We start from the raw sequence: 10,461 nt of genomic DNA on the forward strand, positions 1-10,461 counted from the left end.
ACACGTCACCCCCGCACCAGGAGAAAGATGCCACTCACCACCCCTGCCGCACGGCGCCGGCCGCGTGCCGCCGTCGCCATGAAGCCGGATGCCGCGGCCGCCCTGCTGGACGCCCGGTCGCTGGCCGCGCTCTCGCGGGTGTGCGATCTCGCACCGCTGCCCGTACTCGACGACTTCACCACCGACCGGGCCCGCGCCGTGCTCGCGGACACGGAACTGCTCATCACCGGCTGGGGCTGCCCGCCCATCGACGAAGCGGCGCTGGCCGCCGCGCCAAGGCTGCGGGCCGTCGCGCACACGGCCGGCACCGTCCGCGGGCACATCACCGACGCCTGCTGGGAAAGGGGCATCGAGGTGTCCTCGGCCGCCGCCGCCAACGCGCTGCCGGTCGCGGAGTACACCGTGGCGATGATCCTCCTCTCCGGCAAACGTGCCCTGGAGCGGGCCCGTGACTACCGTGTCGAGCGCACCCGCGACAACTGGCTGGCCGGCTCCCCGGAGGTCGGCAACTACGGCCGGACGGTGGGCATCCTGTCCGCCTCGCTCATCGGGCGGCGGGTCATCGAACTGCTGCGCCCCTACGACCTGCGGGTGCTGCTGCACGACCCGTACGTGACCGACGCGGAGGCGGCGGCGCTCGGTGTCCGGCGGGTGGAGCTCGCTGAACTGTTCACGGGGAGCGACGTGGTGAGCGTCCACACTCCGCTGCTGCCCGCCACGCACGGACTCGTCAGCCGCGAACTGCTCATGTCCATGCGCCCCGACGGCGTGCTCATCAACACCTCGCGCGGCGCCGTCGTCGATCAGGACGCGCTCATCGACGTCCTGCGACCCGGCCGCATCCGGGCGGTACTCGATGTCACGGACCCCGACACACTGCCGGCCGGCCACCCGCTGTGGGAGTGCGAGAACGCGCTGATCACCCCGCATCTGGCGGGCTCCCAGGGCAACGAGTGGCGGCGGCTCGTCGATCTGGCCGTGAGCGAGAGCGAACGCTGGGCCGCGGGCGACGGATTCGCCCACCCCGTACGACGCGAAAGGCTGGCATTCCTCGCATGAACCGACCGCACCCGAACTCCCCGCTGGAGCTCCCCGCCGACGACCGGTCGACGAGCCCGGTCACCGGCTACACCCGCGCCCACTGGGAAGCGGCGGCGGACGGGCTCCTGAAGGCCGCCTGGCAGTGGGCCACCCCCGGCAGCGCACTGCTGGACCTGCCGGGCCGCCCGTCCGCGTCCGGGGTCCGCTCCGACGGCCTGGAGGGGTACGCGCGCACCTTTCTCGCCGCCGCCTTCCGGGTCGCGGGCGCGGACGGCAAGGACCCGCACGGCTGGCTCGACCGCTACGCCGACGGGCTCGCGGCCGGTACCCGCACACCCGGCCGGGACGATACCGAGTCCTGGCCGCTGATCCGCGACCACTCCGTTTTCGGCCAGCCCATGGTGGAGTCCGCCTCGGTCGCCATCGGGCTGCGGCTCACCCGGCCGTGGCTCTGGGACCGGCTCGACCCGGCGGTGCAGGACCGCGCGGAGGAGTGGCTGCGCGGCTCCCTCCGACACACTCCCGCCCCGAACAACTGGTACCTCTTCCCCTACTCGGTCGCCGGCTTCCTGGAGTCGGTGGGACGCGGCGACGCGGAGACGGCGCGGGCCCGGGAGCGCGCGCTCGACCTGCTGGAAAGCTGGTACCGGGGGCAGGGCTGGTACGCGGACGGCGACAGCCGCGCCTTCGACCACTACAACGGCTGGGCGCTGCACCTGTATCCGGTGCTGGACGCCCATCTGTCGGGCGACACCGAGCTGTCCGCGCACTACGGGGCGCGGCTGCGTGAACACCTGGAGAGCCTGTCGCTGCTGTTCGGCGGGGACGGGGCACCGATCCACTTCGGCCGTTCGCTCACCTACCGGTTCGCGGCCGGTTCGGCGGTCGGGCTCGGAGCGGTGACCGGACACACCCCGCTCGCCCCGGGCACGTCCCGGCGGCTGATCAGCGGGGCGCTGCGCTACTTCCTGGACCGCGGCGCGACCGGCTCCGACGGGCTGCTGAGCCTGGGCTGGCACGGACCGCACGACGCGACGCTCCAGCCCTACTCGGGCCCGGCGTCCCCGTACTGGGCGTCCAAGGCCTTCGTCTCACTGCTCGCCCCCGCGGACCACCCGCTGTGGACGGCCACCGAGGAGCCGGCCCCGAGCGAGGGCCCGGACCGGGTGCTCGCGCTGCCCGCGCCCGGACTGCTCGTCCAGTCGACCCGGGCGGACGGGATCGTGCGGCTGCACAACCACGGCAGCGACCATGTCCGGCCGCACGAGGGCGAGTCGGCGGTACACGACGACCCGCTGTACAGCCGTCAGTCGTACTCGACGGCGACCGGTCCGACCTCGCGGGCGAACCCGGCGGACAACCACCTGGCGGTCGTGGTCGCCGGGGAGCGCAGCGGCCGTCGCGCGATCCGTCCGCTGGGCGCGGGCGGCGGCGACGGCTGGGGCTGGGCCGCCTCCTGGCACCGCCCGGTGTTCGACGGCGGCGCGCCCATGGTGCCGGGGCTGCGGGTGGAGAGCGTGACCGTGGTCCGCGGCCGGTACGAACTGCGGGTGCACCGAGTGCTGGGGGCGCCGCCCGGAGCCCGGGTGGAGCAGACGGGCTGGGCGACCGGCCCCGGGTCCCAGGCGACGTCCGCGCTGCACGGTCTGCACGGCTGGGAGTCCCGGGACGAGGTACGGGCTCCGCAGGGCACCGCGTACACGCGTTGGGCGGTGCTGCCCCGGCTGAGGGCGGAGGCGGAGGGCACGGTGGTACTGGCCGCGCTCGCCTCACTGAGCGCGGAGCCCGGCGCGGACGCGCTGGACGCGGTGGTGAGCGGGGTGAACGTCGACGGGGACACGGTCGAGGTGTACTGGGCGCAGGACGCGGCGAGGACCCGCATCGTCTTCGGCCCGGTGACGGTCGAGCACGGCTGAGGCCGCTCGGGACGGGGTGCGCGGCCGGTGGTCGCGCACCCCGTCCCCCTCTACGCGTCCGTACGGATCACGACTGCCAGGGTGCGCGGGCCGTGCACGCCCTCCACCCGTTCCAGCTCGATGTCGGAGGTAGCTGACGGGCCGCTGATCAGCGTGGTGGGCCGCTGGGGCACCAGCCGTGCCACCGCCTCCGGGACGCCCACCTGCACGGTCGACAGATCGACGACGCAGACGTGGAGGTCGGGCACCAGGGACAGCGCGCGCCGCCCCTGGTCGGGCGATCCGTCCAGGAAGATCGTGCCGGTCTCGGCGCAGCTGACGGCCGAGGCGGTCACGACGCCGTCCAGGGCGTCCAGCGTCGGCGCCGGAGTGTCCGCGGAGTCCTGCTGGACCTCGCCGTCATAGCCGTTGAGCCACTGCGGGTCGAGGCCGGCGGGCACCCCGATCCGCCTCGCGCCACGCTCGCGCAGTACCTCGGCGACGACCTCTGCGGTCCGCTCGGCCGTGCAGGGGTGGACCTGCGCCTTGTAGTCGACGAGCCGGTCGGTGAAGAGCGCGAGGCGCTCCGCGTCGGGGAGCGTGCGCCCGGTGCGGTAGGCGCGCGGGACGGGAGTGGCCGGGGCGGGGGCGAGGGTCAGCGCGTCCCGGACGCGGCCGAGCACCGTTTCGCGAGCGGTCGTCATTTCTCCTCCTCCTGCTGCTGCTGGTCGCGCGTGTGTTCGTCGGCGGCCGCGCGCATGGTCGCCGCGCCCTCAGCGGAGGCCAGCCAGGAGCGGAAGGTCTGCTTCGGCGGGGCGGGGGTGTCCCGGCTGTCGCTCCAGCCGTTGAACGGCGGCGGCAGGTGGGAGATCTTTCCGTCGCGTCCCGCGATGACACGGCCGAGGCCCGAGGCCTTCTGCGCCGCGGTGAAGAGTCCGGGCTTCTTCATCACTCCGGCCGCCGCCTTCATGGCGAGCTTCTCGACCGTGGTGCCGGACTCCTCGGTGTGCTGGTGGCGCAGTTCGACCAGCAGCGAGGGGATGTCGATCTTGACGGGGCAGGCGTCGAAGCAGGCCCCGCAGAGGCTCGATGCGTACGGCAGCGAGCTGTTGGGATCGTCCTTGGCCGCGTGCATGCCGGCGAGCTGCGGGGTGAGGACGGCACCGATCGGCCCGGGGTACGTCGATCCGTAGGCATGGCCGCCGGCGCGTTCGTACACCGGGCAGACGTTGAGACAGGCCGAGCAGCGGATGCAGTTGAGCGCCGCGCGGCCGATCCGGTCCGCGAGGGCCGCGGTACGGCCGTTGTCCAGGAGCACCAGGTGGAAGGTCTGCGGCCCGTCGCCCGGGGTGACCCCGGTCCACATCGAGGTGTACGGGTTCATCCGCTCGCCGGTGGAGGAGCGCGGCAGGAGTTGCAGGAAGACTTCCAGGTCCTGGTAGCGCGGCAGGACCTTCTCGATGCCCATGACCGTGATCAGGGTGTCGGGCAGGGTAAGGCACATGCGGCCGTTGCCCTCCGACTCGACGACGGACAGGGTGCCGGTCTCGGCGATGCCGAAGTTGGCCCCGGAGACGGCCACCTTCGTCGTCATGAACTTCTCGCGCAGATAGGCGCGGGCGGCGGCGGCGAGGTGCGCGGGGACGTTGTCCAGGGACGGGTCCACGCCCGGGATCTCCTTGAGGAAGATCTGCCGGATCTCGTCCCGGTTGCGGTGGATCGCGGGTACCAGGATGTGCGAGGGCTTGTCGTGGGCCAGCTGCACGATGAGCTCGGCGAGGTCGGTCTCGTGGGGGGTGATGCCGATGGATTCCAGGTGCTCGTTGAGGCCGATCTCCTGGGTGGCCATCGACTTGACCTTGATGACCTCCTTGCTCCCGGTCTCCTTGACCAGGCGCGCCACGATCTCGTTGGCCTCGGCGGCGTCGCGCGCCCAGTGGACCGTGCCGCCGCGTTCGGTGACCTTGCTCTCCAGCTCCTCCAGGAGTTCGGGGAGCCGGTTCATGGTGTCGGTCTTGATGGCCGATCCCGCGTCGCGCAGCTCCTCCCAGTCGGGCAGCTCGCCGGTGACGTTGAGGCGTTTGGTGCGGATGGTGCGGGTGGCCCGGCCGAGGTTACGGCGCAGCTGTTCGTTGCCCAGCTCGTCGTGGGCGGCTGCGGGGAAGGTCCGGTCGCCGCGGAGATTGCCCGTCCCGTACGGGGAGCGCGGCGGGGTCGCCGGCATGCCGAGAAAGGTGCTGCTCATCGGGCGGCCTCCATCGGGAGATGCGGCGAGGTGCGGGTGGCGGAGAGGATCTGAGCCAGGTGCAGGGTGCGGGTGCCGGAGCTGATCCGGGAGAGTCCGCCGCCGATGTGCATGAGGCAGGAGGAGTCTCCGGCGGTGCACACGTCGGCGCCGGTGGCGGCGATGGTGCGCATCTTGTCCTGGAGCATCGCGGTCGACGTGTCGGCGTTCTTCACGGCGAAGGTGCCGCCGAATCCGCAGCAGGCGTCCGCCTCGGGCAGCTCGACCAGATCGATGGAGTCGACGGCCCGCAGCAGTCGCAGCGGCTTGTCACCGACCCTGAGCATGCGCAGGGAGTGGCAGGTGGGGTGGTAGGTGACCCGGTGAGGGAAGTACGCGCCGACATCCGTGGCGTCCAGCACGTCGACGAGGAATTCGGACAGCTCGTACGTCTTGGCCTTCACGGTGGCGACGCCCGCGCGCAGCGCCGCGTCGCCGTAGCGTTCCGCGACGATCTCGTGCTGGTGGCGGACCGAGCCGGCGCACGATCCCGACGGCATGACGACGGCCTCGATGGAGGCGTCGGCGAACTGCTCGGCGAAGTTGCGCACCAGCGGGACCGGTTCGCGCTGGTAGCCGGTGTTGACGTGCATCTGGCCGCAGCACGTCTGCCCCGGCGGGAACACCACCTCGTGGCCGAGGCGGGCCAGCAGCACCGCGGTGGATTTCACCGCCTCGGGGAAGAGTGTGTCTCCCAGACAGGTGGCGAAGAGTCCGATGCGCATGGGTCTCCCCGATCGTTTCTCAGCTCGGCTCGGTTTTTATGGTCCGACCATACTATCCTCCATCCGGAACCGTGAACAGGATGACGCGCGCACACCCGGCGTCGAGTGCGATCGCCCACGCAAAAGCCGCCGCGGCGCCCCGGGGGGCATCGCGGCGGCTCGGTGTGCCGGTTCGGGCGGTCGGCTCGGCGGGCTACTCCTCGACCAGCGTCCCGTGGAGCCCGCGGATGTGCGCCTCGACCACATCGGCCGCCCGCGCGCCCTCGCCCGCGCGCACCAGCCGCAGCAGCTCGATGTGGTCGGCGTTGAGCGCGGCAGCCGTGGCCGGCCAGTCCTCCGCCGCCTCCAGGGCGCGCAGGATCAGCGGCCGGACGGACTCGCGCACGGCGGAGGTGAGCGTGGAGGTCAGCTCGTTGCCGGAGCTGCGGGCGATCCGGACGTGGAACCGGGTGTCCAGGTCGTTGAACTCCGGCACCTCGACATCCGCCTCGCCCATCCGTACGACCAGCGCCTCGGCCTCGTCCAGATCGGCGGCCGGGGCATGCAGCGCGGCGGCCTCGAAGCTGGACCGCTCCAGGACCACGCGCGCCTCCAGAACGTCCTCCAGGCTGTAGCTGCCCAGCGCGAAGTGGAGCCTGAGCAGCCGGCCGAGCGCACCTTCGGGGTTCCGGACGATCCGCGCCCCGGCGTCCGGGCCCCGGCCCGGCTGCGCCACCAGCACACCGATGGTCTCCAGCACCCGCAGCGCCTCGCGCAGCGCCGACCGGCTGACCCCGAGGACCGGGGCGAGCTCCCGCTCGGGCGGCAGGCGGTCACCGGCCTTGAGGTCGCCGGCGAACACGCGCTGCTCGATGCTCTGGAGCACCAGCTCATGCGTACGCGACTGCTGTACGGGCTGCCATTCGACGGGCATCAGCCACCCCCTGCCGCGGCCGGAGCCGTTCTGTGAGCCGGCCGCTCTTGTCCGAATTTCCAACTATGTCACACACGGCATGTGGTCGGACCAGAACGGGTGGCGGCTACGTCCGGGCGGGATCGGCGACCAGTTGCAGGTTCCAGGCGGCAGGCGGTCCGTCAGTACGTCACGACGATGCGGCGGGCCAAGCCGTCCACCCGCACATGGCCGCCGTACGGAATGACGAGCTGGGGATCGGTGTGGCCGAGGTCGACGTCGAAGACGGCCATGGTGCCGGGGGCGTACTCGTTCAACGCCCGCAGGACCGCCTCCCGCTGCTCCTCGCGGTACGACTCGCCGGCCGCGGCGTCGAGCGGCTGCTCGAAGGACCAGTTCTTGGCGCGTGCCATCAGAAGTGCGGGGAACCGCCCGAGCAGGCCCCGCTCCCCCATGCTCCGCAGGATGTAGTACACCTCGCGGGCGCTGGGCATCTCCTCGGACGTCTCGAGGAACAGCACCCGGCCCTCGTACTCATCGGCCGGCCGTATCGCCTGATCGGCCATCAGCAGCCAGGAGAGGATCTCCAGGTTGCCGCCCCAGCTCGCGCCCTCGACCACCCGGTCGGCGTTGTGCCAGATCCAGGCCCGCGCGGGCAGCATGTCGGGCTCACGGTCGAAGGTCCGCGGTTCGTCCCACGGGCTGTTGACGCTGCCGCTCTCCTTCGCCGCGACGAGCTCGTACTCGCCACGGGTGAACAGCGCCGCGCGCAGGGACTCGGCGGTCATCGGGTGCAGAGCTCCGGGGCGCCCCAGCTCGACCATCACCGATCCGCCGTGGTAGCCGACGATGCCGAGGTGTTCGAGGAACGCCAGCAGGTTGGTGTTGTCGCTGTAGCCGAAGAACGGCTTGGGGTTGGCACGCAGCAGTTCCCGGTCCAGGTACGGCAGCACGGTGATCTGGTCGTCACCGCCGATGCTCGCGATGACGGCCTTGATCGTGGGGTCGGCGAAGGCCGCGTGGATGTCGGCGGCGCGCTCCTGAGGGGTGGAGCCCATTTTCCGGGTGCAGGGGTACTCCACGGCCTCCAGCCCGAAGTCCTCCCGGAGCCTGCGCAGTCCCAGGTCGTACGGGAGCGGGAGGATGCCGGGGAGCCCGGACGCGGGAGACAGCACGGCGACTCGGTCACCGGGACGGGGCTTGGCGGGATGGCTGGGGGTCGTCATGGCGGGAGCCTAAGGGTGTCCCCCTTGGGGCGTCCGCCGAATATCCACCGGTGGGACGCGCCTCAGGGGCTGTCGACCGGCGTGCCCTGGTGGAAGTACAGCCGCCAGCGCGATTCGGTCCGCCGCCAGATCGAATTGCGCCGCACCCGGCGGCCGTCGCGCTCCGTCGTGAACGTCAGGTGGACGAGGCCCGGGGCCAGCAGCACGCCGGACATGCCGGCGACCTCGACAGGGGCGGGAGGCTCACCCCCACCGGAGGTGACGAGGAGGATCGACTCCCTGTCATACCGTCGGCCGGATGCTCCGAACTCGGTGAACTCCGGGTCGAGGAGCTCGGTCACCGCGTCGGCCTCGGCCCGCACGTCCGGGTCGAGCAGCCGCAGCTCGCCCTCGACGGCGGCCCGCACGGACCGCTGCTCCTCATCGTTTCCGTTCATGCGGAAACCCTAGGGCCTTCCGTCCGGATCCCGGCGGGTCTCCCGAATCGTCAGGCCAGGACGAGCAGGTCCATCCAGCTGACGGCCGGCCGGTCCGGTTCCTGCGCCGCGGCCCGCCGCAGCCGGCGCATCCCGCTCTCGAACTCCTCGTCCGTCAGGCCCCGGAGCTTGGCGTCGGTGTCCCGCCGGATCCGGTCGGCGAAGTCGCCCAGGCTCGGTGCGCTCTCCTGCGGCACGGCGTGCAGCGCGACCCGGCTGAAACCGGCGGAGCCGAACGCCGCACAGGTCTGCTCGACGCTCGGACAGCCGTCCACGATGCGCGCGGCCCCGGGGAAGAAGCGCACTCGCAGATCCCGGGTGCACCGGCCGGGGAAGGAGTTGCGGATGAGCACCGGCGCACCGGGCTTCAGGGCCCTGCGCATCTCGTGCGCCGCGGCGGGCAGATCGCCGATGTGGTGGACGACGGAGCCGAGCCAGGCCACGTCCGCGCACCCGTCCGGCACGGGCAGTGCCTCGGCGCGCCCGCCCAGCACCTCGATGTCCGCGGTCCGCGGGATCAGCGCGCGCATCGCGTCGGCAGGCTCCACCGCCAGCACCCGTACCCCGAACCAGTCGGCGAACGCGGCCGAGAAGGCTCCCGCCCCGACATCCAGAACGACCGCACCCGGTGCGAGTTCCACCTCGGCGGCGACGGCCGCACGCCAGGCGGTGAGTCCGTCACGGGGGATCTCCCGGGCGAGCCGGTAGTCCTCGGCGAACCGGCGGTCAGGAGCATTCGCTGCCATATGCCCTCAATCCTGCCGTGCCCGACGGGCCGGACGAACCGCTGCCCGCAGGCCCACCGCGCTCCGCCGCGGATGCTAGCGACCTCCCCACCAATTGTCTAGACCACAAGGCGGAAGCGCGGGAGCCGGCGGAAGCCGTCCACCCGGTTCATCGGATTCTCACGCAACCCGACTACGGTGGCTGCCGTGACGCAGACGAGCCCGCCCGGCTGGCATCCAGACCCCGGGTACACAGGATTTGGCCCCATCCAGGAGCGCTGGTGGGACGGCAGCCAGTGGACCGACCACCTCCGCGTGCCACCCGCGGCCGTCCGCAGCCGGCGGATCCGCATCGCCGCCGGGATAACCGCCGGTGTGGTGGTACTCGCCGCCATCGGGGGCGGTGTCTACCTGCTGACCGACGACTCCGGCGGCAAGACGGGCAGCACGGCGTCCGCCCCCTCCACGTCGCCCTCCCCGGCGCCCAGCCGGCAGCCGGGCGCACCGGGCGGCAGCGGCGGGACCGAGGACCCCGGGCAGCAGCAGCCGCAGCAGCCACAGACCGAGGACGGCTACGCGACGGACCTGGCGAGCGGAATCAGCATCCCGGTCCCCGACGGCTGGAAGGGCGAGTCGGGAATGGGGGCGGGTGTGACCACCGGTACGTACGCGTGCCCCGGGGACACCGAGGAGAAGTGCGTCCGCGGCGGCGTGTTCTCCGTACCGGCCGAGGCTCTGAAGCTGAGCACCAAGACCGCCCGGGCCACGGCGGAGAAGGACATCGCGGCCAACGCCAAGGAGTCCTACGGCGAGGAGATCTACGGCGGCATCACCTCGCACCAGGAGCTGAAGTCCGAGGCGGTCACGGTGGCAGGCCAGAAGGGCTACCGGGTGCGCTGGAAGGTGGTGACCAAGACGGGCGACGACGGGTACGTCGAGTCGCTGGCCTTCCCCTCCCCCCAGGCCGAGAACATGCTGATCGTCGTCCGCTCGGGCTTCGACATCAACGCCAAGGCCCCCGCCCTGTCCGTCCTGGACGACATCACCAAGGGCATCAAGGCCGCCGAGGGCACGGGCGCCGGCTCCGGCGCCACGGCCTAGGTGTATTGACCCGCAGCGTTGTTCACGCGGTGGATGGGCGGGTGTCCGTTGAGTGCGGTGTGGCAGCGGTGGTGGTTGTAGGTGTGGAGGAAGTCT

At 72.0% G+C, this 10,461-nt stretch carries 10 protein-coding genes and 1 pseudogene; 3 read left to right on the top strand and 8 right to left on the bottom strand.

Annotation, left to right across the window (positions count from 1 at the left end):
• The first annotated feature begins 27 nt into the window (after positions 1 to 27).
• Positions 28 to 1,059: a hydroxyacid dehydrogenase gene (locus tag ACFVJX_RS26520; RefSeq protein ID WP_384131107.1), complete on the top strand. Its 1,032-nt coding sequence runs from the start codon at positions 28 to 30 to the stop codon at positions 1,057 to 1,059.
• Positions 1,056 to 2,957 carry a DUF2264 domain-containing protein gene (locus tag ACFVJX_RS26525; protein ID WP_384131110.1) on the top strand — a complete coding sequence of 634 codons (1,902 nt, stop codon included), beginning with the start codon at positions 1,056 to 1,058 and terminating at the stop codon, positions 2,955 to 2,957. Before ACFVJX_RS26520 ends, ACFVJX_RS26525 begins: the two co-directional genes overlap by 4 nt.
• A gap of 50 nt (positions 2,958 to 3,007) precedes the next feature.
• Here the strand turns inward: ACFVJX_RS26525 and ACFVJX_RS26530 are convergent, their stop codons facing one another.
• The 7 genes from ACFVJX_RS26530 to ACFVJX_RS26560 form a co-directional block, all read right to left on the bottom strand.
• A complete protein-coding gene (locus ACFVJX_RS26530) occupies positions 3,008 to 3,640 on the bottom strand; it encodes a lactate utilization protein C (RefSeq protein ID WP_384131113.1) in 633 nt (210 codons plus the stop codon).
• On the bottom strand, positions 3,637 to 5,181 hold the full coding sequence (locus tag ACFVJX_RS26535) for a LutB/LldF family L-lactate oxidation iron-sulfur protein (protein ID WP_384131116.1): 1,545 nt from the start codon (positions 5,179 to 5,181) through the stop codon (positions 3,637 to 3,639). The genes ACFVJX_RS26530 and ACFVJX_RS26535 overlap by 4 nt, the downstream gene beginning before the upstream one ends.
• Positions 5,178 to 5,945, bottom strand: a complete 768-nt coding sequence (locus ACFVJX_RS26540; RefSeq protein ID WP_384131119.1) for a (Fe-S)-binding protein — start codon at positions 5,943 to 5,945, stop codon at positions 5,178 to 5,180. Before ACFVJX_RS26540 ends, ACFVJX_RS26535 begins: the two co-directional genes overlap by 4 nt.
• A gap of 193 nt (positions 5,946 to 6,138) precedes the next feature.
• Complete coding sequence (locus ACFVJX_RS26545; RefSeq protein ID WP_384131122.1) at positions 6,139 to 6,858, bottom strand: FadR/GntR family transcriptional regulator; 720 nt, start codon at positions 6,856 to 6,858, stop codon at positions 6,139 to 6,141.
• Between the two features lie 161 nt (positions 6,859 to 7,019).
• Entirely contained in the window at positions 7,020 to 8,063 is a 1,044-nt protein-coding gene (locus ACFVJX_RS26550; RefSeq protein WP_384131125.1) for a S66 peptidase family protein, read from the bottom strand.
• Between the two features lie 62 nt (positions 8,064 to 8,125).
• Positions 8,126 to 8,500, bottom strand: a complete 375-nt coding sequence (locus ACFVJX_RS26555) for a DUF4440 domain-containing protein (protein WP_384131127.1) — start codon at positions 8,498 to 8,500, stop codon at positions 8,126 to 8,128.
• Positions 8,501 to 8,550: 50 nt separating this feature from the next.
• A complete protein-coding gene (locus ACFVJX_RS26560) occupies positions 8,551 to 9,285 on the bottom strand; it encodes a class I SAM-dependent methyltransferase (protein WP_384131130.1) in 735 nt (244 codons plus the stop codon).
• Positions 9,286 to 9,471: 186 nt separating this feature from the next.
• Between ACFVJX_RS26560 and ACFVJX_RS26565 the strand changes: the two genes are divergently transcribed.
• Positions 9,472 to 10,365 carry a DUF2510 domain-containing protein gene (locus tag ACFVJX_RS26565; protein ID WP_384131132.1) on the top strand — a complete coding sequence of 298 codons (894 nt, stop codon included), beginning with the start codon at positions 9,472 to 9,474 and terminating at the stop codon, positions 10,363 to 10,365.
• Here ACFVJX_RS26565 and ACFVJX_RS26570 read toward each other — a convergent pair.
• Positions 10,362 to 10,461, bottom strand: a pseudogene (locus tag ACFVJX_RS26570) (IS481 family transposase); the annotation flags it as partial. The gene ACFVJX_RS26565 and the pseudogene ACFVJX_RS26570 overlap by 4 nt on opposite strands.

The organism is Streptomyces sp. NPDC127177 (genome assembly GCF_042672475.1).
Classification (GTDB): domain Bacteria; phylum Actinomycetota; class Actinomycetes; order Streptomycetales; family Streptomycetaceae; genus Streptomyces.